Annotated in this window: 22 protein-coding genes; 6 read left to right on the top strand and 16 right to left on the bottom strand. The window is 66.6% G+C overall.

The features are described 5' to 3' along the window. Positions 1-9 precede the first annotated feature (9 nt). Positions 10-2724 carry a nitrate/nitrite transporter gene (locus ACFOMP_RS05250; protein WP_289893932.1) on the bottom strand — a complete coding sequence of 905 codons (2715 nt, stop codon included), beginning with the start codon at positions 2722-2724 and terminating at the stop codon, positions 10-12. Between the two features lie 255 nt (positions 2725-2979). On the opposite strand from ACFOMP_RS05250, the gene ACFOMP_RS05245 reads away from it, so the two are divergent. Further along, positions 2980-3720, top strand: a complete 741-nt coding sequence (locus ACFOMP_RS05245) for a helix-turn-helix domain-containing protein (protein ID WP_289893933.1) — start codon at positions 2980-2982, stop codon at positions 3718-3720. Between the two features lie 82 nt (positions 3721-3802). Then, positions 3803-4735 (top strand): sugar-binding transcriptional regulator, encoded by a 933-nt coding sequence (locus ACFOMP_RS05240; protein ID WP_379028368.1) that lies wholly within the window; start codon positions 3803-3805, stop codon positions 4733-4735. A 66-nt stretch (positions 4736-4801) separates the two neighbouring features. Here ACFOMP_RS05240 and ACFOMP_RS05235 read toward each other — a convergent pair whose 3' ends face one another. The 14 genes from ACFOMP_RS05235 to ACFOMP_RS05170 all read right to left on the bottom strand — a co-directional run bounded on the left by ACFOMP_RS05235 (position 4802) and on the right by ACFOMP_RS05170 (position 18493). Next, entirely contained in the window at positions 4802-6256 is a 1455-nt protein-coding gene (locus ACFOMP_RS05235; RefSeq protein WP_379028366.1) for an FGGY-family carbohydrate kinase, read from the bottom strand. Positions 6257-6262: 6 nt separating this feature from the next. Next, on the bottom strand, positions 6263-6919 hold the full coding sequence (locus tag ACFOMP_RS05230; RefSeq protein WP_379028364.1) for an HAD-IA family hydrolase: 657 nt from the start codon (positions 6917-6919) through the stop codon (positions 6263-6265). Positions 6920-6922: 3 nt separating this feature from the next. Further along, entirely contained in the window at positions 6923-8386 is a 1464-nt protein-coding gene (locus tag ACFOMP_RS05225) for a mannitol dehydrogenase family protein (protein ID WP_379028362.1), read from the bottom strand. An 8-nt stretch (positions 8387-8394) separates the two neighbouring features. Beyond that, entirely contained in the window at positions 8395-9393 is a 999-nt protein-coding gene (locus ACFOMP_RS05220; protein WP_379028408.1) for an ABC transporter ATP-binding protein, read from the bottom strand. A 13-nt stretch (positions 9394-9406) separates the two neighbouring features. Beyond that, positions 9407-10237 carry a carbohydrate ABC transporter permease gene (locus ACFOMP_RS05215; RefSeq protein WP_019351648.1) on the bottom strand — a complete coding sequence of 277 codons (831 nt, stop codon included), beginning with the start codon at positions 10235-10237 and terminating at the stop codon, positions 9407-9409. A gap of 4 nt (positions 10238-10241) precedes the next feature. Next, positions 10242-11111: a carbohydrate ABC transporter permease gene (locus ACFOMP_RS05210; protein WP_289893941.1), complete on the bottom strand. Its 870-nt coding sequence runs from the start codon at positions 11109-11111 to the stop codon at positions 10242-10244. A gap of 116 nt (positions 11112-11227) precedes the next feature. Continuing rightward, complete coding sequence (locus ACFOMP_RS05205; protein WP_379028360.1) at positions 11228-12535, bottom strand: ABC transporter substrate-binding protein; 1308 nt, start codon at positions 12533-12535, stop codon at positions 11228-11230. Positions 12536-12681: 146 nt separating this feature from the next. Then, the gene (gene queF, locus ACFOMP_RS05200; RefSeq protein ID WP_379028358.1) at positions 12682-13146 is read right to left on the bottom strand and encodes a preQ(1) synthase; all 465 of its coding nucleotides are present in this window, start codon (positions 13144-13146) and stop codon (positions 12682-12684) included. Positions 13147-13162: 16 nt separating this feature from the next. Continuing rightward, on the bottom strand, positions 13163-13870 hold the full coding sequence (gene queE / locus ACFOMP_RS05195; RefSeq protein ID WP_379028356.1) for a 7-carboxy-7-deazaguanine synthase QueE: 708 nt from the start codon (positions 13868-13870) through the stop codon (positions 13163-13165). Beyond that, positions 13867-14220: a 6-pyruvoyl trahydropterin synthase family protein gene (locus tag ACFOMP_RS05190; protein ID WP_019353017.1), complete on the bottom strand. Its 354-nt coding sequence runs from the start codon at positions 14218-14220 to the stop codon at positions 13867-13869. Before ACFOMP_RS05190 ends, queE begins: the two co-directional genes overlap by 4 nt. Beyond that, entirely contained in the window at positions 14220-14921 is a 702-nt protein-coding gene (gene queC, locus ACFOMP_RS05185; protein ID WP_379028354.1) for a 7-cyano-7-deazaguanine synthase QueC, read from the bottom strand. Before queC ends, ACFOMP_RS05190 begins: the two co-directional genes overlap by 1 nt. Before the next feature lie 94 nt (positions 14922-15015). Then, a complete protein-coding gene (locus ACFOMP_RS05180) occupies positions 15016-16440 on the bottom strand; it encodes an alkaline phosphatase D family protein (RefSeq protein WP_379028352.1) in 1425 nt (474 codons plus the stop codon). Between the two features lie 108 nt (positions 16441-16548). After that, positions 16549-17379 (bottom strand): DUF72 domain-containing protein, encoded by an 831-nt coding sequence (locus tag ACFOMP_RS05175; protein ID WP_379028350.1) that lies wholly within the window; start codon positions 17377-17379, stop codon positions 16549-16551. Between the two features lie 55 nt (positions 17380-17434). After that, positions 17435-18493 (bottom strand): GlxA family transcriptional regulator, encoded by a 1059-nt coding sequence (locus ACFOMP_RS05170; protein ID WP_289893949.1) that lies wholly within the window; start codon positions 18491-18493, stop codon positions 17435-17437. 448 nt (positions 18494-18941) lie between these two features. Between ACFOMP_RS05170 and ACFOMP_RS05165 the strand changes: the two genes are divergently transcribed. From ACFOMP_RS05165 to ACFOMP_RS05150, 4 genes are all read left to right on the top strand, one after another. Then, positions 18942-19958: a hypothetical protein gene (locus ACFOMP_RS05165; protein WP_379028348.1), complete on the top strand. Its 1017-nt coding sequence runs from the start codon at positions 18942-18944 to the stop codon at positions 19956-19958. A 23-nt stretch (positions 19959-19981) separates the two neighbouring features. Next, positions 19982-21820, top strand: coding sequence for a glycosyl transferase (locus tag ACFOMP_RS05160; protein ID WP_379028346.1), 1839 nt, complete (start codon positions 19982-19984; stop codon positions 21818-21820). A 37-nt stretch (positions 21821-21857) separates the two neighbouring features. Then, positions 21858-23009: a UDP-galactopyranose mutase gene (glf, locus tag ACFOMP_RS05155; protein WP_289893956.1), complete on the top strand. Its 1152-nt coding sequence runs from the start codon at positions 21858-21860 to the stop codon at positions 23007-23009. 87 nt (positions 23010-23096) lie between these two features. Beyond that, the gene (locus ACFOMP_RS05150) at positions 23097-23834 is read left to right on the top strand and encodes a CatB-related O-acetyltransferase (RefSeq protein WP_379028344.1); all 738 of its coding nucleotides are present in this window, start codon (positions 23097-23099) and stop codon (positions 23832-23834) included. 9 nt (positions 23835-23843) lie between these two features. On the opposite strand, the gene ACFOMP_RS05145 is transcribed toward ACFOMP_RS05150, so the two are convergent. Next, positions 23844-25223 (bottom strand): efflux transporter outer membrane subunit, encoded by a 1380-nt coding sequence (locus ACFOMP_RS05145; protein WP_379028342.1) that lies wholly within the window; start codon positions 25221-25223, stop codon positions 23844-23846. Between the last annotated feature and the right edge of the window lie 24 nt (positions 25224-25247).

Here is a 25247-nt window from a genome sequence, read left to right as displayed (position 1 = left end):
ATTTCCAGGCTATTCGGCGGGGGCGGCGACGGCCGCCCGCCCATGTTCGATGTCGTGCAGCAACCCGCCGCGGCGCGTGTAGACGCCCCAGGTGACGGCGATGCAGATGAGGTAGAAGATCAGGAAGCCCCAAAGCGCCGGACCGGCCCCGCCCGTAAGCTGGATCGAGCTGCCGAAGGCCTTGGGAATGAAGAACCCGCCATAGCCGCCGATGGCCGCGGTGAAGGCGATGATCGCGGCCGATTCCCGCTCGGACCGGCGGCGGCGCTCCTCGGCATCGGCTTGCGGGCAAAGCCGGGCGATCTCCTTGCGCATGATTACCGGGATCATCTGGAAGGTCGAGGCATTGCCGACCCCGCTGAAGAAGAACAGCGCCATGAAGCCCAGGAAGAACAGCATGAAGGACGTGCTGCCCAGCCCCTGGATGATGACCAGGACCGAGGCGATCATGCCGGCGAAGACCCAGAAGGTGACGCGGGCGCCGCCCATCCGGTCGGCCAGCCAGCCGCTGCCCGCGCGGCTAAGCGCGCCGATCAGCGGCCCGAGGAAGGCGTATTGCAGCGCGTTCACCCCCGGGAAGGCCAGTTTCGTCAGCATCGGGAAGGCGGCGGAATAGCCGATGAAGCTGCCGAAGGTTCCGACATAAAGCAGGCACATGATCCAGTTGTGCCGGCGCGAGAAGATCACCGCCTGCTCGCGGAAGCTGGATTTCGCATCCGCCAGGTCGTTCATGCCCAACCAGGCGGCGGCAGTCGCCATCAGGATGAAGGGCACCCAGATGAACCCGGCGTTCTGCATCCAGACCTGGCCGCCGTCCGAGAGTTGCTGCGGCTGGCCGCCGAGCGCGCCGAACACGCCGGCGGTGATGATCACCGGCACCAGGAACTGCATCAGCGACACGCCGAGATTGCCCAGGCCCGCGTTCAGCGCCATGGCGTTGCCCTTTTCGGCGCGCGGGAAGAAGAAGCTGATATTCGCCATGGACGAGGCGAAGTTGCCGCCGCCCAGCCCGCAGAGCAGCGCCAGCACCACGAAGATCAGATAGGGCGTCTGCGGGTTCTGCACCGCATAGCCGATGCCCATGGCCGGGACCAGCAGCGAGGCGGTGGACAACGTCGTCCACAGCCGGCCGCCGAAGATCGGCACCATGAAGCTGTAGAAGATGCGCAGCGTCGCCCCCGACAGCGCCGGCAGCGCCGCCAGCCAGAACAACTGGTCCTGGGTGAACTGGAAGCCGATCGCCGGCAACCGGGCGATCACCACCGACCACACCATCCAGACCGCGAAGGCCAGGGTCAGCGCCGGGATCGAGATCCACAGGTTGCGCCGCGCGATGCGCTTGCCCTTGCCTTCCCAGAAGGCCGGATCCTCGGGGCGCCAGTCCTCGATCACCCGCGGCATCTCGGTCTTGCCGGGGGTATGGATCTCCTTCAGCTCGGGGAAGGCGGGCAACTGGTCCAGCGCCTTGCCCTGCGCCTGGCGTTCCATGGCGCGGACCGACATGTGCATCCAGGCCAGCGACACCATGACCACCAGCAGCAGCAGCACGAAACACGAGGTATAGACGCCGGTCAGGTCCAGCAGCGCGCCGAAGACGATGGGCAGGACGAACCCGCCCAGGCCGCCGATCATGCCGACCAGGCCGCCCACGGCCCCGACATGGTTCGGGTAATAGACCGGGATGTGCTTGAACACCGCCGCCTTGCCCAGGCTCATGAAGAAGCCCAGCGCGAAGATCGTCGCCACGAAGGGCCACAGGTCCATGCGGGTCGAGAAGGCGATGGCGCCGTCCTTGCCGTGGATGACGTAATCCGTCGGCGGATAGGACAGCATGAACAGGAACACGATCGAGAAGCCGAAGGTCCAGTACATCACCGTCCGCGCCCCGAAGCGGTCCGACAGCGCGCCGCCATAGGCGCGGAACACGCTGGCCGCCAAGCTGAACGAGGCCGCGGCCATGCCGGCGGTGCGCACGTCGACGTCATAGACGGCGACCAGGTAATGCGGCAGCCACAGCGCCAGCGCCACGAAGCCGCCGAAGACGAAGAAATAATACAGCGAGAAGCGCCAGACCTGCAGGTTCTTCAGCGGCGCGAACTGCTCGGCCAGCGTCGGACCCTGCACGCCGCGCGCGCGGCGCTCGGCAAAATCTGGGTCGTCCTTGGCCAGCAGATAGAAGGCCACGCCCATCAGCGCGATGGCGGTGGCCCAGATTTCGGCCACGCCCTGCCAGCCCATAGCGACCAGCACGAAGGGCGCCAGGAACTTGGTCACCGCGGCGCCGACATTGCCCATGCCGAACGTGCCCAGCGCCAGGCCCTGCTTTTCGGCCGGGAACCATTTGGACACATAGGCCACGCCGATGATGAAGGATCCGCCCGCCAGACCGACGCCCAGCGCCGCCAGCAGGAAGGTGGCATAGCTGTCGGCCAGTGTCAGCGCATAGGTGGCAAGGCCGGTCAGGACCATCTGCGCGGCAAAGACCAGCCGGCCGCCGTAACGCTCGGTCCAGACGCCCAGGATCAGCCGCGTCAGCGAACCGGTCAGCACCGGCGTCGCGATCAGCAGACCGTATTCGAACTCGGAGAGGCCCAGCTCTGCCTTGATGGTGATCCCGATGATCGAGAAGATCGTCCAGACCGCGAAACACAGGGTAAAGGCCAATGTGCTGAGCCACAAGGCGCGTTGCTGGTCGCTGCGGGACGGAATGGGATGTTCCGACATGACTTGCTCCTGATTCCCCGAATGCAGAGATGCCTGCGGGTTTCGGCAACAGCGGCACCATGAAAGCCCCCTCTCGAAACTTGACCTGAATCAATCCAGCGCCGGTTGCCGGGAAAATCGGACCGGAATTGCGTTATTCTGCTGTCGCGAATAACCGATACGCCTTCATGACTTGACGTTATCCGATCCTGTTCTTGCGCCATCGGCATTTATGGCTTATCAAAAATCAACTGATTTTGACCGGGACGACGATTCGTGCGCGACGAGGAAAAGCCAGCCATCCGCAATCTGCCGCTGTTCCGCTCGGTCGCGACCCCGACCTTCGAGGGGCTGATGGCGACCACCTATTCGCAGAGCTTCCCGCCGCAGCTTGAACTGTTCCGCCAGGGCGACCACCCCGATTTCCTGCATATCCTGGTCGAGGGCGCGGTCGAGCTGCACGCCGAATGGAACGGCCGCGACGCGGTGATGGCGGTGCTGCGCCCGGTCTCCAGCTTCATCCTGGCGGCCTGCATCCGCGACATGCCCTATCTGATGTCGGCGCGCACGCTGGAACGCTCGCGCATCCTGATGCTGCCGGCGGTCGACCTGCACGCGGCGATCCGGCGCGACCCGGAACTGGCGGCGGCGGTGATGACCGAGCTGGCCGGCAGCTATCGCGGCATGGTGCGGCAGGCCAAGAACCTGAAGCTGCGCACCGCCCGCGAGCGGCTGGCGGCCTGGCTGCTGAACCAGTCCCAGCGCGAGGGCGACGTCCCCAGCTTCGTGCTGCCGGTGGAAAAACGCCATCTCGCCTCGTATCTGGGCATGACGCCGGAAAGCCTGTCGCGGACCCTGGCGGCGCTGAGGAACGAGGGCATCGCGCTGGACGGCCCGCGCATCATCATCGTTGACCGCGCCCTGCTGACGCGTGCGGCAGGGCTGGACCCGCTGATCGACGATCTGGGTGCCGAGGATCCGACCGTCGAGGCGATGCTTCCGCGACCGTCGCGATGACGGGCCGCGCTGGACAGCGCGGCCGGCGGCAAGCTAGACACGGACACCAACCAGGACAATCTCGGGGCGGCGCGCGCGATCCATGACCAACCAGGGCCGGAAACTGGAACAGGCGGCCAAGGCGGCGTGGCTCTCCTATGTCGCGGGCAAGACCCAGGACGAGATCGCGGGGATCATGGGCGTCTCGCGCCAGACCGCGCAGCGCCTTGTCGCGCAGGCGATGGCCGAAGGCATCGTCAAGATCCGCATCGACCATCCTTTCGCGCAGAGCATGGACCTGGCCGCCGGGATGCGGCGGAAATGGGGGTTGGAGCTGTGCGAGATCGCGCCGGCCGACGCCCCGGAATCCGGGGTGGCGCTGATGCTGGCCGATGCGATCGAGCAATGGCTGCGTCGGCCCGAGCCGCTGACCCTGGCCATCGGCACCGGCCGCACCCTGCGCAGCGCCATAGCGCAATTGCCGCATTTCGACTGCCCGCAGCACCGCGTCGTCTCGTTGACCGGCAATATCGCCCCCGACGGCTCGACCGCCTATTACAACGTGCTGTTCACCCTGTCCGACCTGGTGACGGCCCGCTGCTTTCCCCTGCCGCTGCCGGTCATCGCGCCCACGGTGCACGAGCGGCAGGCGGTGAACGGCCAGCCCAGCATCGAGCGGCTGATCCGCCTGTCGGCCGAGGCCAGCGTCGCCTTCGTCGGTATCGGCACGGTGAACGACCGCGCCCCGCTGATGCTGGACGGCTTCCTGTCGCGGCCCGACCTTGACGCGCTGGTCGCCGCCGGCGCGGTGGGCGAGATCACCGGCTGGGCCTATGATGCCCATGGCCGGCTGGTCGAGGGTCTCAGCAATGACCGCGTCGCCTCGGCGCCGATCCCGCCGCGCGAGACGACGCTGGTCATCGGCGCGGCGCATGGCGCGGAAAAGATCCCGGCCATCCGCGGCGCGTTGCGGGGCGGCTTGATCAGCGGGCTGATCACCGACGCGACCACCGCGGCGACGCTGCTGAAGGACTAAGGCATATCCAGCAAAAGCGGATCCCGGCTTTGCGCCCGGCAAGGCCTATAAGCAAAAGCCAGGAGCCTACATCGCGGCGATCTCGGCCCGCTGCTGCTGCATCCGCCGGAAGATGCGCCAGTCGCGCTCGCGCCGGGCCCGGGCGGCGGGATCGGGGCGGGTGATCTCGGCCGGGTGCGAGAAGCGGGCGCGCGCCGCCACCAGCCCCCCCATCAGCGGCGCCGCGGCGGCGATGGCGGTGCCGCGCAGCACCGCGTCCTCGGGCTGCCAATGGATCTCGGCGCCGATGGCATCGGCATAGAGCTGGCGCAGCAGGGCCGAGCGCGCCTGCCCGCCGGCCATGGCCAGCGCGGCGGGGGCCAGACCCATATGGGCGATGACCTGCCGGGTTCCCAGCGCGATCCCGACCGCCGCACGCCAGTAGAACCCGTCCAGCGCCGCGGGGCTGCCGTCCAGCGACAGGCCGTGGATGGTGCCGCGCATCAGCGGATCGGCAAAGGGCGTGCGGCTGCCCTTGAAATCGGGCAGAACGTGCAGCCCCTGGCCCGGCTCGTCCTTCGCCGCGGCAAGACGCGCCAGGATCTCGTCATGGCTGGCCGGGCGCGGATAGAGCCGGCGGATCCGCTCCAGCAGCGCGCCGGTGGCGGATTGCCCGCCCTCGCTGACCGCCTCGCCCGGCAGGATCGCGTCGGGATAGGGGCCCCAGAGCGCCGGCGCCGCCGCCAGCCCCGCCGCCATGACGCAGTTCGAGGTGCCGGCGATCAGCGCCGGCATGTCCGGCGCCGCGCCCAGCGCCCCGGAGAAAGCGTCGATCAGCCCGACGGCGACCAGCGTTTCGGGCTCCAGCCCCAGTTCGGCCGCGCCCTGCGGCGAAAGCGGGCCGATGCGGCTGCCCGGCGGCAGGACCGGGCCGGGGCGCGGGAAATCCGCGATGCCGATCCGGGCCAGCAGATCGGTCTGCCAGCCGCCCCGATCGGGCAGCCAGGGCCATTTCGCCGCCGCCGCGCAATGCGAGCGCACCTCGAGGCCGGTGGCGCGAAAGGCCAGGTGGTCGCACAGGTCGCGCACCCCCTGTAACGCCGCCCAGATCTCGGGCCGGCGGCGCCTGAGCCACATCAGCTTCGGCGTCTGCATCTCGGGCGAGACCGAGCCGCCGGCCCGCACCACCACCTCATGCGCGATGGCGCCAAGCTCGGCCGCCTCGGCGATGGCGCGATGATCGTGCCAGGCGATCACGTCCGGGGCGAAGCCCGGCGCCTGGACCACCAGCGAACAGGTGGCGTCGAAGGCCAGGGCACGGATCTGCGCCGGGCTGGCGCCGGCCTGGCGCCGCGCCTCGGCCAGCGCCTCGGCCACCGCCTGCCAGATCTCGGCGAAATCATGCATGGCCTGGCGGTCGGGACCGGCGATGGTGGAAAAGCCGCGGCTTGCCCGCGCGACCAGTCGCCCCCCGGCGGTGAACAGCCCCGCCCGCGCGCGGGCCGAGCCCACATCCACGGCCCCGATCAGCAATTCGCCCACTCCCCCTCAGCGCAATCCGGCCAGAGTTTTGGGCAAATCCCGGGCATGGTCAATCAGCGCGTCCGGGTTTTCGGCGGCCAGCTTCCCGGCCAGCCGCGCCTGGTCGGCATGGCTGCCGCCCAGAAAGCCGATCACCCGCATCCCCGCGGCGCGGGCGGCGCGCAAGCCGGCCGGGCTGTCCTCGATCACCACGCAATCGGCCGGGGCAACGCCCAGATGCCCGGCGGCGAACAGGAACAGGTCCGGCGCCGGCTTGCCGCGCTCCACCTGGGTCGCCGAATAGACATGCGGGCCGAACAGCGGCGCCAGCCCGGTCAGCGCCAAAGACAGCGCCAGCCGGTCCGGCGCGCTGGACGAGGCCACGGCGCGCGGCCCGGATAGCTGCGCCAGCACCTCGACCATGCCGGGAATGGGCCGCAGATCGCGGCGAAAGCGCCGGGCCAGCGCCGCGGAAAAGCCGGGCAGCGCCGGGCCAAGGTCGATGCCGTAGCCGCGCGCCGCCTCGATGATGGTCGAGACCGAGCGGCCGAGGAATTCGTCATAGATGCGCGCGCTGGAGATCGGGGCGCCCAGCCCCTGCAGCAGGATCTCCAGCTCGGCCACCGCCAGCGGCTCGGAATCGACCAGCACCCCGTCGCAGTCGAAGATCAGCCCGCGCACCACCGCCTAACCCTTGAGATAGGCATCGAGCGTTGCGCGCGTGCCCTTGTCCCACAGCATCGCCAGCCAGCGCGCGAAGGGTTCGGCAAAGCGCGGATCGCGCCCCGTGGCGCCATAGATCTCGGCCATGCCGAGCCAGGCCGCGGGGTCGTGCCGCGCCGCCTGCGCCCGGGGCAGCAGGCTGTCCCAGTTCGGGTCGTTCGGCGCGATCTCGGCGCCGCTGTCGGTCACGCCGGCGCAATAGCGGCACCACAGCGCCGATTCCAGCGCCAGCCCCTCGACCGGCAAGCCGGCCTGCAGCCGATGCGCGACGGTCGGCACGATGAACTTCGGCTGCCGGTTCGAACCGTCAAGGCAGAGCCGGCGCACCGTGTCGCCGATCTTGGGATTGGCGCAGCGCTCGGCCACCTTGGCGAAATAGGCCTGCAGGTCGGTGCCAGGCACCGGCGGCACGGCGGGGATGATCTCGTCGGCCTCGATCTTTTCCAGGAAGGCGCGGACCTGCGCGTCCGCCATCGCCTCATGCACGAAATGGATGTCGAGAAGGCCGGCCGGATAGGCGATCACCGCATGGCCGCCGTTCAGGATGCGGATCTTCATCAGCTCCCAGGGCGTGACGTCGGCGACGAATTCGACGCCGGCTTTCTCAAGCGGCGGGCGGCCGGCGGGGAAATTGTCCTCGAGCACCCATTGGATGAAATCCTCGCAAAAGACCGGAGCCTCGTCAGGGATGCCGAAATCCTCGCGCACCATGCGGCGTTCGCGATCGCTGGTCGCCGGGGTGATGCGGTCCACCATGGCGTTCGGGAAGGCGACATTGGCCGCGATCCACCCGGCCAGTTCCGGGTCCGACAGCCGCGCGGTTTCGGCCACCGCCTCGCAGGTGACCTTGCCGTTATGCGGGATGTTGTCGCAGCACATCACGGTGAAGGGCGGATGACCCGCCGCCCGCCGCGCCTTCAGCCCGGCGACGATCAGGCCGAATACGGTCTGCGGCGCCTCGGGATTGGCCGCATCCGCCGCGATGGCGGGATGCGCCCTGTCGAAATGACCGGTGGCGGCGTCGATGAAATAGCCGCCCTCGGTGATGGTCAGCGCCACGATGCGGATCGCCGGATCGGCCAGCGTGGCGATGATCCGCCCGTGATCGCCCGGCGCGATGTAATCCACGATCGGCCCCAGAACGCGGGCGTCCGAGCGGTCAGCCGATTGCTCGACCAGCGTGTAAAGATAGTCCTGCGCCGCCAGCGTGTCGCGCATGCGCACGTCGCCCGGCATGACGCCGGCGCCAATGATGGCGAAATCCTGCGCCAGCCCCATGTTCATCAGCCGGTCCAGATAGGCGGCCTGATGCGCGCGGAAGAAATTGCCGACACCGAAATGCAGGATGCCGGGGCGCAGGGCGGCGCGGTCATAGCCGGGGCCGGGCTGGTCCAGTTGCGCAAGCGTCTGGTTGGAAAGCCTGTCCATCTTGTCCCTCACAGCGCCAGACCCTGCCGGTCGAAGCGATAGACCCGGCCGTCCTGCGGGGTCAGCCAGATGCGGTCGCCGTGATGGACCGGGAACTCGCCCGCCGCCCGCGCGACGATATGCGGCCCGCCGTCCAGGTCGATATGCAGGAAGGTGTCCGAGCCCAGATGTTCGGCCACGCCCACCCTGCCGGCGAAGGCGCCGTCGGTGGTGGACATGGTGAAATGCTCGGGGCGCACGCCGATGGCATGGGCGCCCATGCGCTCCGCCGCCTCGCCCTCGATGAAGTTCATGTTCGGGCTGCCGATGAAGCCCGCCACGAAGCGGTTCGCGGGCTTGCGGTAAAGCTCCAGCGGGCTGCCCACCTGCTCGACCCGGCCGGCGCGCAAGACGACGATCTTGTCGGCCATGGTCATCGCCTCGACCTGGTCGTGGGTGACATAGACCATGGTGGTGGCAAGCTTCTTGTGCAGCTCGCTGATTTCCACCCGCATGTTCACCCGCAGCGCCGCGTCGAGGTTCGACAGCGGCTCGTCGAACAGGAAGGCCGAGGGCTCGCGCACGATGGCCCGGCCGATGGCGACGCGCTGGCGCTGGCCGCCCGAAAGCTGGCCGGGGCGGCGGTCGAGATAGTCGGTCAGGTTCAGGATGCCGGCCGCGTGCTGGACGCGCCGCTCCTGCTCGTCCGCCGCCATGCCGGCCATCTTCAGCGGAAAGGCGATGTTCTTCCTGACCGACATATGCGGATAGAGCGCATAGCTCTGGAACACCATCGCCAGCTTGCGCCGGGCCGGCGCCGCCTGGGTCATGTCCTGCCCGTCGATGACGATCCGGCCCGAGGTGACGTCCTCGAGCCCGGCGATCAGCCGCAGGAGCGTGGACTTGCCGCAGCCCGAGGGACCGACGAACACCACGAACTCGCCGTCGTTGATCTGCAGATCGACGCCCGGAATGACCTCGACATCGCCGAAGGTCTTGCGGACCTGTTGAAGCGTGATGCTACCCATCATTCCTTCCCTTTCATTTCACCGCGCCGAAGGTCAGGCCGCGCACGAGTTGCTTCTGGCTGAACCAGCCGAGGATCAGGATCGGGGCGATGGCCATGGTGCTCGCCGCCGAAAGTTTCGCATAGAAAAGCCCCTCGGGACTGGAATAGCTGGCGATGAAGGTCGTCAGCGGCGCCGCCTGCGAGGTGGTCAGGTTCAGCGTCCAGAACGCCTCGTTCCAGGCCAGGATCACATTCAGCAGCAGGGTCGAGGCGATGCCGGGCACCGCCATGGGCGTCAGGACGTAAAGGATCTCCTTCGAGAGGCTGGCGCCGTCCATCCGCGCGGCTTCCAGGATCTCGCCCGGGATCTCGCGGAAATAGGTATAGAGCATCCAGGTGATGATCGGCAGGTTGATGAGCATCAGCACGACCGTGATGCCGATGCGGGTGTCCAGAAGCCCCCAGCTGCGGAACAGCAGATACATCGGGATCAGCACGCCGGCCGCCGGCATCATCTTGGTCGACAGCATCCACATCAGCAGATCCTTGGTCCGCTTGGCCGGCTGGAACGCCATCGACCAGGCGGCCGGGATGGCGATCAGCAGCCCGAGCAGCGTCGAGCCGACCGAGATGATGACCGAGTTCAGGAAGTGCCGGAAATAGGGCGAGCGCGACTGCACCTCGGCATAGTTCTCGGTCGTCCAGTCGAAGAACAGGAATTTCGGCGGGCTGGCAATGGCGTCGGCCTCGGACTTGAAGCTGGTCAGGATCGTCCACAGGATCGGGAAGAAGATCGCCAGCGCCACGCCCCAAGCCAGGATGGTGAAGGTCCAGCGGCGGGTTTCGGTGACTTTGCGGGCCATGGGATCACTCCAGCGTCTTGCCGATCATCCGCATCAGGAAGATCGCAACGATATTGGCCAGGATGACGGCGACGATGCCGCCGGCGGAGGCGCCGCCCACGTCGTATTGCAGCAGCGCCTGCGAATAGACGAGGTAGGTCAGGTTGGTCGAGGCATAGCCCGGCCCGCCATTGGTGGTGACCAGGATCTCGGCAAAGACCGAGAGCAGGAAGATGGTCTCGATCAGGATGACCACGGTGATGGCGCGCGACAGGTGCGGCAGGATCAGATGGGTGAACTTGGCCCAGGCGCCGGCGCCGTCCATCTCGGCCGCCTCCATCTGCTCGCTGTCGAGCGATTGCAGCGCCGTCAGCAGGATCAGCGTGGCAAAGGGCAGCCATTGCCAGGCGACGATCAGGATGACCGACATCAGCGGATATTGCGCCAGAAAGTCGACGGGCTGCGCGCCCATGGCCTTGGCAAGCCAGGCGAACAGCCCGTTGACCGGGTTCATGAACATGTTCTTCCACACCAGCGCCGAGACGGTCGGCATGATGAAGAAGGGCGCGATCACCAGGATGCGCACGATGCCCTGGCCGAACATCGGCTGGTCCAGCAGCATGGCCAGCAGGATGCCGCCGCCCACGGTGATGACCAGCACGCCCCCGACCAGCAGCAGCGTGTTCCGCATCGCCGTCCAGAAGGCGGGATCGGACAGGAAATACTTGTAGTTGGTCCAGCCGATGAACTGTTCCATGCCGGGCGAGAGCAGGTTGTAGCTCTGGAAGCTGAACCACAGCGTCATGGCCAGCGGCACGATCATCCAGCCCAGCAGCAGCAGGACCGAGGGCGCGACCATCAGGCGCGCGAGTGTTTTCTGATGTCGGGTAGCCATCGGCGCGCCTCCCCACGCAAGCGACGAAAATGACGGATGAACATTCCGGTTCGGAAAGCAAGGGACGGCATGTCCGTCCCTTGCGTGATCGTGAAGGGGTTACGGGCTGACCAAGGTCACTTGGGATAGCCGGCCTTGGCCATCTCGCGCTCGGCGATCTGCTGGGCCATCTGCAGCGCCTGGTCGACGCTCGCCTGGCCCGCCAGCGCGGCCGAGAATTGCTGGCCGACGGCGGTGCCGAGCGCCTGGAACTCGGGGATGCCCACCCATTGCGTGCCGATATAGGGCACTTCCACGGTGGTCGGGTTCTTCAGGTCGGCCGACATGATGCTGTCCAGCGTCGGCTTCGCGAAGGGCGCGGCCTTCTGGTATTCCGGGTTCTCGTAAAGCGAGGTGCGGGTGCCCGGCGGCACGTTCGCCCAGCCCTCGGCGGCCGCGACCTGCTCGGTATAGGCTTTCGAGGTCGCCCAGGCGACGAACTTCTTCGCCGCGTCCGGCGCGTCGGTCGAGGACGGCACGGCCAGGGTCCAGGCCCAGAGCCACATCTGCGGCTTCTCGCCCTCGGGGGCCAGTGCATAGCCGACCTTGTCGGCGACGGTCGACTCCTTGGGGTTCGACACGAAGCTGGCGGCCACGGTGGCGTCGATCCACATGCCGCATTTGCCGGTCTGGAACAGCGCCAGGTTCTCGTTGAAACCGTTCGACGAGGCGCCGGGCGGGCCGGCCTCGGTCATGATGGCGACGTAATCGGTCAGCGCCTTCTTCCAGGCCTCGCCCGAGAATTGCGGCTTCCACTCCATGTCGAACCAGGGCGCGCCGTAGCTGGCGCCCATCGAGGTCAGGAAGGCCATGTTCTCGCCCCAGCCGGCCTTGCCGCGCAGGCAGATGCCATAGACCTCGTTGGTCTTGTCGGTCATCTTGCGCGCCGCGTCATAGACAAATTCCCAGGTCGGGCGCTCGGGCATCTCCAGCCCGGCCTTTTCCATCAGGTCCGTGCGATACATGATCATCGCGGATTCGCCGTAGAAGGGCGCCGCGTAAAGTTTGCCGTCCAGCGACAGCCCCTCGCGGATCGGCGGCAGGATGTCTTCGGCGTCGTAATCGGCGCCCATGTCCTCAAGCGGGGTCAGCCAGCCCTGCTTGGCCCAGATCGGCACCTCGTAGTTGCCGACGGTCACGATGTCGTATTGCCCACCCTTGGTGGCGATGTCGGTGGTGACGCGCTGGCGCAGCACGTTCTCCTCCAGCGTGACCCATTCCAACTGGATGTCCGGGTTCGCGTCGGTGAACGGCTTGGTCATCTTCTGCATGCGGATCATGTCGCCGTTGTTCACGGTGGCGATGGTCAGCGTCTCGGCCATGGCGGGCGCCGCCAGCGCCGTCATGGCGCAAGCCCCCATCAGGCCGCGCAGCATCATGCTCATTCGATTGTCCTCCCCTGCGGATCAGCATTTGCTAATGCGATGGGCAAATGCTCACATATTCGCGACGAGGCTGTCAAGCGAAATCGGCGCGGCCCGATACCCGGAGCCGCGCCGACCGATAGCTTCTTGCAGATGGGGGCCCGGCTTCAGCCGCGGCCGCGATAGGGCGGCACGCCCTGATCGGGGATCCAGACCGCCTCGGGCAGCGGGCCGCTCTGCCAGAACACGTCGATGGGGATGCCGCCGCGCGGATACCAGTAGCCGCCGATGCGCAGCCAGCGCGGCGCAAGGAACCCGGCCAGCCGCCGGCCGATAGAGACGGTGCAGTCCTCGTGAAAAGCGCCGTGATTCCGGAAACTTCCAAGATAAAGTTTCAGCGATTTCGATTCGACCAGCCAGTCGCCGGGCACATAGTCGATCACCAGATGCGCGAAATCCGGCTGCCCGGTCATCGGGCAGAGCGAGGTGAACTCGGGCGCGGTGAAGCGCACGTTATAGGCCACGTCGGCCTGCGGGTTCTGCACCCGCTCCAACTCGGCCTTGTCGGGGCTTTCGGGCAGCAGGGTGGCGCCGCCCAGCTGCTTGAGGCCGCTGTAGATCGTTTCGGTCATGCTTCCCTCCGGGATGTCAGACGCCGCGCCGGTTGCCCCAGATCAGGACATGCAGCTGCGGCAGGATGCGGGGTTTCAGCCAGCCGCGGCCGACCGTGTTCTCGACCAGCCACAGCAGCCGGTCGGCCAGGGCCTGCGGATCGACCGGCAGGGCGGGATCGGTCTCGGGATTGCCGGGTTGCAGGTAGAGCGGCAGCTGGGGATGGCGGGCGGCGACCGCGCGCGCCCAGTCCAGGTCGCGCTGATCGAAGATCACGATCTTCAGCACCCGCTGGCCGGCGCCCTCGCCCGCCTGCACACAGCGGTCGAAGGCGTCCCAGTCGACCACCTGCCCGCTCGAGGGCGGTTTCGGCGACAGCACCAGCATGGACAGATCCTCGAACCAGGGCTGCGCGACCGAGCCCTGCGTCTCGCAGGCGAAGCGATAGCCCTGCCCGCGTCCCAGCGCGATCAGCGGCGCGAAATCCTGGATCGCCGGGTTGCCGCCGGACAGCGAGACGGTCAGCGGCTGGCCGCCGGACAGGCGCCGGACCTCGGCCCAGACCGCCGCGGCGCTCATCGGCCGCCATTCGTGGCGGTGGCGGCTCTCCACCGCGTGCAGGCTGTCGCACCAGAGGCAGCGATAATCGCAGCCGCCGGCGCGGACAAAGACCGTGGGCTCGCCGATCAGCGCGCCCTCGCCCTGGATGGTCGGGCCGAAGATTTCCGCGATGCGCAGCGTCATGGCCGATACTCGGCCCAGGTCTTGGGCGTCTCGGACACCCGGACCGCCACCGTCTCGGGCCAGCGCGCCTTGCACCAGTCATGGAAATGCCGCGCCATGGCCTCGGCGGTCGAAGGGCCGTCCAGAACGTCGTTCAGGTGGCGATGGTCGAAATGCGTGTCGATATAGTGCTTTAGCGGCGCAAGCTCGTGATAGTCGCGCACGAAGCCGTCGGCATTCAGCTCGGCCGCCGCCAGTTCGACCACGACGATGTAATTGTGCCCGTGCAGCCGGGCGCATTGATGATCCGGCGGCAGATGCGCCAGCTGGTGCGAGGCCGAGAAATGGAACTCCTTCGCGATGCGGAACATCAGGCTTGCCGCCATTCTGCGATGGCCTGCCGCCAGAAATCGGCGTCCGCATAGGCGGTCGGGTCGGGGATGCCGGCCAGGTGGAAGGCCTCGCGCCGCTCGACGCAGGTGCCGCAGCGGCCGCAATGGCGGGCACCGCCCTTGTAGCAGGACCAGGTTTCGGCAAAGGGCGTGCCGTGGCGGGCGCCCTCGGTGACGATATCGGCCTTGGTGCGATGCACGAAGGGGGTCAGCAGCCGCACTTGCGCATAGCCGTCCAGCGCCGCGTCCTGCATGTGCTGGAAGGCCTCGGCGAAGGCGGGGCGGCAATCGGGATAGATGAAATGATCGCCGCCATGCACGGCGGTCGCCACTGCCCGGTCGCCCATCGCCGCCGCCATGCCGAAGGCCACGGTCAGCATGATGGCGTTGCGGTTCGGAACCACGGTGATGCGCATGGTTTCCTCGGCATAATGCCCGTCCGGCACCTCGGCGCCGCCGGTCAGCGCCGAGCCGGTCAGCACCGCCCCCACGCCGCGCATGTCGATGAGGTGATGCGGCACGCCCAGCCGCCGGGCGGCGGCGGCGGCGCAATCCAGCTCCTTGCGGTGGCGCTGGCCATAGTCGAAGGAGACCAGGCGCGAAAGCCCGCCCTGCGCCGCGACCATATGCGCCAGCGACACGGAATCGAGTCCGCCCGAGCAGACAACTGTCGTCTTCATGATGTGACCCTTGTTTTGATGACCGGGTAGGCTGCGACCGGTATGGGCGCCCGACATAGCGGGCTTTGGCGGGCGGCGCAACCGCCCGCCGGCGTCAGTCAGACAGATCCAACGCCGGGGTTTCGCCGCTGTCCTCAAGGTGCCAGACCGCCTGCCAGCGCCCGTCGCGGCGGGCAAGGGTCAGGTAGTTCCGTTCGGCCACGTAGCGGTGGCGCTGGCCGGGCAGCGGGTGGATGCGGATCGGATGGCCGGGCAAGGGCGCCTCGCCCAGCCCGGCGAACAGCCCCAGGCTGCGCGCATAGGCCTTGGGCGGGGCGCGATGCGAGATGCCCGAGGCGACCAATTGATGCACACGCTGCGCATCCGGCCCCATGACGGCGCGGGTGGCCAGATGGATCTCGCCCGACAGCGCGGTGACAGGCGCCTCGGTGCGCCATTTCAGCACCTCGCGCAGCATGCGCTGCCATTCCTCGCGATGGGCGCGGCTCTGCCATTGGTCGCGCAGGTCGTCCTCGTAATGCTGCATGCGCGGGATCGCCATCATCAGCCGTTCCAGGAGCGACAGGCGCGGCCCCAGCAGCGGCACGCTGGAGACCAGGAACACCTGCGCGCCCCGCGGCGCCAGCGCCTCGACCGCCCGCCAGCCCGCCGGGCCGAGGATACGGTGGCGGTCGCGTTCGGACCGCAGGTCCGGCGCGGCGATGGTCAGGCCCGGCAATTCGCGCTTCCAGCTGAGGCTGGCCCCCGAGGCGTCGAGGAACAGGTCGGGAATGTCGCCTTCCACCGCGCCGTGCTGGAACAGCAGATAGGTCTCGCGCGCCACAGCGAACAGGGTTCGGCCGACGGCCGAGCGGCTGCGCTTCTCGGGCAGCGAGCCCCAGCCGTCGCAGATGTCGTGATCGTCCCAGACCGACAGCACCGGCACCCGCGCCGCCATCCAGGCATAGCCGCGCGCCTGCAGCACATGCAGATAACGCTCTACGAAGCGGTGGCGCAGATGCTCGGCCAGGCCGGCCAGCGCGATGGGATCGTCGACCTCGGACGCCTTGTCGGGCCAGTCATGGCTCAGCGGGTGGCCCTGCGTCGCCTCGTCGGCATAGACCTGATCGCCACCCTGCAGCAGCAGGGCGAAGGGCGCGCGGGCGTGGTCGCGGGCCAGCCGGGCCCACATCAGGTTGCGCTCCTCGCCGTCGCGGTCCAGATCGCCATTCTCCTCGCCATTGCAGGAGACGAAGGCGATGCGCAGGTCGCCGTCGAACTCGGTCGCCACCTCGTAGTGCTCGCCCTCGAGCTCATAGCCCGGATCGCCGGCGGCCAGGGTGAAATCGTAGCGCCAGGCGGTGATGCCGGCGATGGCGGCCAGGCGCCGCGGCGCGATCTCGGCGCCCGCGGCGCGCAGGCTTCCCGGCGCCGTGTCGTCGCGGCGGATCACGATGGCCGCAAGCCGGATCGCCTGGCCCTCGATGCCGCGAAAATGCAGGATCGGCCCGGCCTGTGCCGGTTGTCGTCCTTCGCCCACGAATGTTCCTTCCCGGTTTTGCGTTGCAGCGAGATATAGGCGCGATGCGGCGAAGCGCAATTCGACGGCGCCGCGGCAGCGGGAAATCGCTGGCCCTGCAACCGGGGGTCAGCCGCCCTGCCCCAGCCTTTCCATCAAGGCCATCGCCGCCTGTGGATTGCGCTGCTTGCAGCCGCTGATCACGTAAAGGAACACGTCGCGCGGCGCCCCGGCATCGTTGCCGCCGACATGGTCAAGCCCCTCGGGCAGGCCGCCGGCGGCCCAGATCCGCGCCCGTTCCGCCCACAGGTCCAGCTTGTCCGGCGCATAGCCCAGCGGCTCGTCCTCGCGCGTGCCCATGATGCGGGCATAGACGAAGGGCGCGGTGGGATCGGCGATCTGCGGGAAATCGCCATCGGCCGAAACCACCGCGGCGATGCCATGGCCGCGGATCAGCCCGATGAAGTCCGGGCTGCGGAAGCTTTCGTGCCGGACCTCGACGACATGGCGCAGCGCCCTGCCGTCCAGCGATGCGGGCAGCAGATTCAGGAAGGCGGCGAAATCCTCGGGGTCGAATTTCTTCGTCGCCATGAACTGCCAGTTGATCGGCCCCAGCTTGTCGCCCAGCAGCAGGACGCCGCTGTCGAAGAAGCGCGCGATGGTCTCGCCCGCATCCGCCAGCACCCTGCGGTTCGTGGCATAGCGCGGCGCCTTCAGCGAAAAGACGAAATCCTCGGGCGTCTCGTCATGCCATTTGCGGAAGCTCTCGGGCTTCTGGCTGCCGTAATAGGTGCCGTTGATCTCGATCGAGGTGAGCTGGCGGCTGGCATGTTCCAGCTCGCGCCGCTGCGGCAGACCCTCGGGATAGAAGCTGCCGCGCCAGGGCTCATAGGTCCAGCCGCCGATGCCGATGCGGATGCGTCCCGCCTGGCCGCCGCCTTTGCCTCCGTCCTTGCCCATGCCGTCCCCCTTCGCCAGCGTTCCCGGGGCAGCATACACGCAATCGCGCCAAGGCTCAGCCCCGCTTGCGCGTCAGCGAGAACTTGTGCGGAGAGATGCCGTAATGCGAGCGGAACACCTTGGAGAAATAGGAGGACGAACCGAAGCCGCAGGCCACCGCCACCTCCATCACGCTGAGATTGGTCTCGGTCAGCAGCGAGCGCGCGTGCTGCAGCCGCACCCGGTTGAGATATTGCAGCGGCGTGGTGTCCAGATAGCGTTGGAACAGCCGCTCGAGCTGCCGGCGCGAGATGCCCAGATAGCCGGCGCATTCGCCCAGGTCCACCTCGTCCTCGACATGCGCCTCGATATAGGCGACGGCGCGGATCAGGTGGTCGTTGCGGGTGCCCAGCCGCACGGAAAGCGAGCTCAGTTGCTCCTCCTCGCCGCGCCGGATCTGGCCGAGCAGGCACATGTCCATCACCGCCTGCATCAGGTCGGTGCCGTAGTAATCCTCGATCAGCTTCAACGCCAGCTCGGTCGAGGCGACGCCGCCGGCACAGGTGACGATGCGGTCGTCGATGCAGAAGATGCGCCGCTCCGGGGCCAGGTCGGGGTGCTTCTCGGTGAAGTTGGGGATGTTTTCCCAATGCAGGGTGAAACGGCGGCCGTTCAGGATGCCGGCGCGGGCCAGCGCATAGGCGCCGGTGCACAGCCCGCCCACCGTGCGGCCGTGGCGCCATTGCTTGCGCAGCCAGTCGGTCAGCTCTGCGCTGCAGCCGGCATCCGGCTCGACCCCGCCGCAGACCAGGACGTAATCGCTGGCCGGGGCCGAGGAAAGCGGGGCATCGGGCACCACCGGCACGCCGTTCGAGCAGCTGATCGGCTGGCCGGTCTCGGTCAGGACGTGCCATTTGAACAGCAGCTTCTCGGTCAGCTGGTTGGCGACACGCAGAGGCTCGATGGCCGAGGTGAAGGCCAGCATGGTGAAGCGCGGCATCAGCACGAAGGCGACCTCGATCGGCGCCTCGACGGCGGCCGCCAGCTTCATATGGGCGATGCCTCGGGCGATGTAGCGTTCGCTGTCCTGCGATGATTGCACCACGGTCGTGTTTCCCGGATCTGCGGTCCCCATGATTCCGCATTGCCACAAAGCGCAAGCCGCTGCCATGGGCTTGATGCGGGTGCCTGCGGGGCTCCGCGGACTTCCGAGCCGTGCCGATTTGTCCCCGCTGACGCAGGGTCATCGGCAAAACTCCGCCGATGCGGGCGAGCCGTCCAGTCTGGCCGTCCGGCCCGCGGCAAGCATTCATGCTTTCCCAGGCAATCAGAATGGGCTAGACCGCGCCCAGCCTGCCGGGGCCCGGCAGGACCATGCCCGCATCGGAAGACCGCTGATCGAGATCCAACCCAGTGACCCAACCGCTTCATATCGGCCTTTCCATCGGTCATCATCAGGTCAGCTCCGCCTCGCTTCTTTCGCCCAACCATGCCCCCGAAAATCTGACCATGCCGTGGCAGGTTGAGCAGGCCATGCCGGTCCCATCCATCAAGCGACTAGTTCTCCAAGGATCTGCTGCTAAATGAATCGAACCCTTTATCTGCATATCGGCGCTCACAGAACCGCGACCTCCGCGATACAACGGTTCTTGTTCGTCAATTGCGCCCGGTTGGCCGAACTGGGATATCTGCAGGTAAATGGCGCGCCTCGACAGGCGGTTCTGATGCGAGCCCTTGCCGTCGGAAATCGCAAGGCGAGGGGTGTGGCGGAAGGGATCATTCGACAGTGCAAAGAATCTGCGCATCCCATTCATTCCGCCATCCTGACGGACGAAGATATTTGCTGCCAGCGTGATCTTTCCTATCTGGTACCCTTCCGCGATTATTTCGACGTCAAGGTGATTTTCTCGCTACGGCGGCAAGATTTGTGGCTGGAAAGCTGGTATTTCCAGAACATAAAATGGCAATGGCAAAAACATCTCAGCCATTTGACATTCCCCGAATTCATGCGGCTGAGAAGTGATTTTCACTGGATAAACTACAACAGATACGTCAAGCACCTGGAAAAGCTTTTCGGCAAGGAAAACATCCTTTTGACCGTACATGAAAAGCGCCATATGAAGGACGGCCCGATCGCCACCTTCTGCCGCCATATGGATCTGATCGATATCAGCGATTTCGAAAACCCGGGCCAAGTCAATCCCAGCTTTTCGCCTGCCATGTCGGAATTCATGCGGCAGCTACCGCTTGATCAAAGCCCCGAACCCTATCGGGCCGAGCTCGAATCCATATTGTATGAGATCGACCGGCGCACACGCCCCCGCGACAGTGAAATCAACAGCCTGTTGCTGTCCCGCGAGGATCGCGAGCGGCTGCTGGCAGAGTTCGAAACCGGCAACAAGGCAGTCGCAAACCGCTATTTCGGGCGCGACAAGCTTTTTGAGGATCCGCTGCCAGAAACGGAAGCCCCGCTGGCCGACATGCGCTTGCCCGCTACCAGCCAGGAGATGATGGATATTTTCGTAAGACCCTTGGTGTCGGGAATTATCGACAGCCATAAGCAGAAGTTGGCGAGTAACGCCAATCCCCAGAAACGGTAATCCGAAACGCGTTGAGGCCAGCCATGGAAAACAGCACTTCAGATAACCGCAACCACACCCTGCAATCCCTGCTCTGGCCCGAGCGCGGGATCTCGACCGAGCATCTGCTCTATCTGCGACTGTTCGGGCCGGCGGCCTATTCGGACAGCGCGCACAGCATCGTCTTTTCGGCCGGCGGCACCGTGGAGTTCAACACCGCCGCCAACCTGTTCAACCTCGGCAAATGGCGGCGGCATTGCGCGCTCGAGGATTTGGGACTGCGGCTCGAGGGTGAGGGGCGCTTCGAGCTGGTGGTGTTCCAGACCCTGCCGCAGCGGTCCTGGGAACGGCCGGTCAACGAGCTCATCGAGCTGCAGGCCGGCGAGCCTTTCCGGCTGGACCTGACGCCGCTGCTCGAGGCCGAGCCGGTGGGGCTGGTCTATTTCACCCTGCGCGCGCTTGGCGAGGGCAAGCTGACCGCCGCCGCCTGGGAAACCCGACAGGCGCCGCGCCGCCTGCCGCAGCTGGCGCTGTCGATCACCACCTTCAAGCGCGAGGCCGCGGTCGAGGCCAGCGCCGCGCGGTTCGAGACCTTCATGGCCGAGACCCCGCTGGCGCCGCATCTGCACCTGATCGTGGTGGATAACGGCCGCAGCGCCGCGATCCAGCCCTCGAAACAGGTCACGCTGATCGGCAATGAGAACCTGGGCGGCTCGGGCGGCTTCGCCCGCGGGCTGCTGGAGGCCGAGGCGCGCGGCGCCTCGCATTGCCTGTTCATGGATGACGACGCCTCGGTGCATATGGGCGCGGTCGAGCGGACCTGGACCTTCCTCGCCTATGCCACCGATCCGAAGACCGCGGTGGCCGGCGGCATGACCATGGCCAACCACCGCTGGGCGCTGTGGGAGAATGGCGCGGTCTTCAACCGGCATTGCCAGCCGCAATGGCTGGGCGTCGACCTGCGCAATTTCGACCAGGTCGCGCAGATGGAAATGCAATCGACCAGGGACAAGCCGCATAATTTCTATGGCGGCTGGTGGTATTTCGCCTTTCCGATCGCCGAGACCAGATACCGTCCCTTCCCGTTTTTCGTGCGCGGCGACGACATCAGCTTCTCGATCGCCAACGATTTCGACATCGTGACGCTGCCGGGGGTGATCTGCTTCCAGGACGCGGATTTCTCGGACAAGGAATCGGCGCAGACGCTTTATCTCGACATGCGCAGCCACATCATCCATCACCTCGCGCTGCCGCAGATGGATATCGGCCTGTTCAAGACCCTGACGATGCCGGGCTGGTTCTTCATGCGCAGCCTGTTCCAGTGCCATTACGAATCGCTCTCGGCGCTGAACCTGGCGGTCGAGGACGTGATGCGCGGCCCCGCCTTCTTTGCCGAGAATGCCGACATGGCCGAGCGCCGCGCCGCCATCGCCGCCTTCCGCAAGGACGAGGCCTGGAAACCGCTGACCGGCCCGCTGCCGCAACAGCACATCCGCCTCAACCCACACAGATGGCTGCCGCGGCTGCTGATGAAATTCACCCTGAACGGCCATCTGCTGCCGTTCTTCCGGCTCTACGGCAACCGGCTGGTGCTGCAATCCGGCCAGCGCGGCCGAATCCGCGAAACCTGGGGCGCCGCCGAGATCACCTATGTCAGCGCCGACGGCAAGCAAAGCTTCACCGTGCGCCATTCCAAGCGCGCGGCGTTGCGCCAGGGCTGGCGAATGCTCAGGAACGGCATCCGGCTGATGCGCGACTATCCCCGGCTCAAGGCCGAATGGCGCAAGGGTTATGCCGAGCTTGCCAGCACGGACTTCTGGACCAGACGGCTGGAAATCGCGCCCGAGCCGGCCCCGGGCTCTGCCCCGATGGCGGCGCAATAACCCGCGCCTTGAAAATCACACTGCCCCGGAGAATTTGATGACGAAACATTACCTCATGGTCGGTGCAGGCCTGTCCGGCGCGGTGATCGGCCGCATGTTGGCCGAAGCCGGCCATCGCGTCACCGTGGCCGATGCCCGCCCCCATGTCGCCGGCAACTGCCACACGACCCGCGACGAGGCGACCGGCGTCATGGTCCATGTCTACGGGCCGCATATCTTCCACACCGACGATGCCGAGGTCTGGGATTACGTCAACCGCTTCGAGACCTTCCTGCCCTACAAGAACCGGGTCAAGACCACCTCGCAGGGCGCGGTCTATTCGCTGCCGGTGAACCTGCACACGATCAACCAGTTCTTCGGCCAGACCCTGCGTCCCGACGAGGCGCGCGCCTTTCTTGAAGGCAAGGCCGACACCTCGATCACCGACCCGCAGACCTTCGAGGAGCAGGCGTTGCGCTTCGTCGGCCCCGAACTCTACGAGGCCTTCTTCAAGGGCTATACGCTGAAGCAATGGGGCTGCTCGCCGACAGAACTGCCGGCCTCGATCCTCAAGCGCCTGCCGGTGCGCTTCAATTATGACGACAATTACTTCTTCCACAAGTTCCAGGGCATGCCGGAAAACGGCTATACCGCAATGGTCGAGCGGATTCTGGACCATCCCGGCATCAGCGTGAAGCTGAATACGACGGTCGGCCGCGACGAGGCCGCCGATTACGATCATGTCTTCTATTCCGGCCCGATCGACGGCTGGTTCGGTTACGAACTGGGCCGCCTTGGCTATCGCACCCTGGATTTCGAGCGTTTCGATTACCAGGGCGATTACCAGGGCTGCGCGGTGATGAATTACGGCGACGTGGGCGTGCCCTATACCCGGATCACCGAGCACAAGCATTTCGCGCCGTGGGAAAACCATGACGGCTCGGTGCTCTATCGCGAATTCTCGCGCGAATGCGGGTCCGAGGACATTCCCTATTACCCGATCCGGCTGGTGGCGGAAAAGGCGATGCTGGCCGATTACGTCGCGCTGGCCGAGGCCGAGTCGAACGTGACCTTCGTGGGTCGGCTGGGCACCTATCGCTATCTCGACATGGACGTGACCATCCGCGAGGCGCTGGATTGCGGCCGGCGCTGCCTGGCGACGCTGGATACCGGCGACAGGATGCCGGCCTTCACGGTCGATCCGCTTTGACGAGACAGGCCGGGCTGGGAAATCGGCTCGGCTCGAATCCAGTATTTTCATTGCCGGTGCTCGCACACGATGTTGCATAATTTGAAGATGAACCACAGAATTTTCGATTTTCTGTCCCAAAGCAGGATTCTGCCGAAATCCCAGGAAACCGAAGGCAATCTCGAAAAGATCGAACGGATCGTTTTTCACGACAATCTGCGAGTGTCACACTGGACCCGTCATTTCGTCAAGAATGGCAATGTCATGGTGATCGGGTCTCTGGGATATATGAGCTATGCCCATTCGCCTGCACACCGATTTACATCCGCAGCGTTCTGCTCGATTGCAACCGGCGTAAGAATGATGGGTAATAACCATCCATACTCGCGCGTTTCCACGCATCCCGTCAGTTATGGACCGTTCTACCGCGAAGCCGCGCGGGAACTTGGGGCGAGCTCGGAGGCGTTTTCCAAATCTTATGACGGCACGCCCAAACCGACTCGCATTCATCATGATGTATGGATTGGGGGCGATGTCTTGCTGGCGGGCGGTCTGACCATCGGAACCGGATCGATCCTCGCGGCAAATGCAGTCGTTACCAAGAACGTGCCACCATATGCCATCGTCGCAGGAATGCCCGCCAAGATCATCAAATACCGCTTCCCCAAGGCAGTGATCCAGCGACTTTTGGACACGAAATGGTGGCAATATCCGCTGGAACAACTGGCCGAGTTCGAGTTCGATGATCCGATGGCTTTTTGCGACGCTTTCGAGCGGCGCAAGAGCCGGATGATTCCACGCCAGCCCAGGATCATAATGGCGCAGGACATCTTGGCCCTGCGCTGATTGGCGCCTTCACGACGCCGGCACGCCCACCCCGCCGGCCGCCGCCGCGCTCAGCTTGATGAAGTTCACTGCCTGATCGCGCAGCGCCGCAGCCAGTTCCTGCCGGGCCGAAAGCAGGCTGCGCTCGGCGTCCAGCACCGGGAAGAAATCCGACTCGCCCAGATCGTAAGAGCTGCGGGTCAGGTGCACCGTCTCGCGGGCATTCTCGACCAGCCGCGACTGCGCCGAGACGGCGCGAGCGTCGCGGTTGTAACCGGCCAGCGCGTTCTCGACCTCCTCGACACCGTTCAGCACCGAGGCCTGCCAGGCCAGCCGCGCCTGCTCGGCCCGCGCCTGCGCCGCCGACAGGTTCGCCTGGTTGGCGCCGCCCGAGAACAGCGGCAGCGAGATCTGCGGGCCGAAGCTCCAGGTCTTGGAACTGCCGCCGCTGATGTTCGCGGGCGTGATCGAGCCCGACAGCGTCAGCTTGGGATAGAAGGCCGCCTGCGCCTCGCCCACGCCGGCGACGGCAGCGGCCAGGTTGCGCTCGGCCACGCGGACGTCGGGACGCACGCGGATCACGTCGGCCGGAACGCCGACGCTGGCGCGGTAGCGCGCCCGCGGCTGGCCGCCGCCCTTGCGCAACCGCGCGGCGATATCGGCGCTGCGCCCGGCGGTCAGGGTGGCAAGCCGGTTCACCGAGCGGTCAAAGCCGACCTCGAGCCCCGGCAGCGCGGCCTCGGCCTGGGTCACCAGCTGCTCGGCCTGCAGCACTTCCAGCCGGGTGGCGCTGCCGAATTCGTCCTGGGTGCGGGTCATCGACAGCGAGCGCTTGCGGCTGTCCAGGCTCTGCCGGGTCAGGGCCAGCGCCTCTTGGTAATAGCGCGCATCGACATAGGCCTGGGCGATGGCGCTGGCCACCGTCAGGCGCGAGACCTCGGCCGACAGATAGGCGGCGTCGAGCCTGGCCGAGGCCCCCTCGCGCGCGGCGCGGTTCTGGCCGAACAGGTCGATGAGCCAGGACACCCCCAGCGTCGCCGAGCTGGTTTCGCCGACGGCGCCGGTCTCGTTGCGGCTGCGGCCGGCCGCGCCCGAGGCATCGACCTGCGGCAGGTCGTTCGCGCCCACCAGCCGGGCATTGGCCTGCGCCTCGCGGATGGTCGCGACCGCGGTCAGCACGTCGAGATTGCGCTTCAGCCCGGCGGCGACCAGCGCGTCCAGCTGCTTGTCGCGGAAGGCCGCCCACCAGGCGTTGGCGCCGGCGCGGCGGGCGGGCGAATTGCCGGCGAAGGCCGAGGCGAGCTCGGCCCGGGGCGGGGCGTAACCGACCTGGCTGCAGGCGGCCAGCGCCAGGCTCGAGGCCAGCCCGCCCAACAGGCCGCGGCGGGAAAGGGACAGGATCTGCGTCATCCGAAAACTCTCTGCTTGCAGCGG

Origin of the sequence: Paracoccus simplex (genome assembly GCF_042648325.1) — a bacterium.
Lineage (GTDB): Bacteria > Pseudomonadota > Alphaproteobacteria > Rhodobacterales > Rhodobacteraceae > Paracoccus > Paracoccus simplex.
This window is presented reverse-complemented; position numbering and strand designations above follow the sequence as displayed.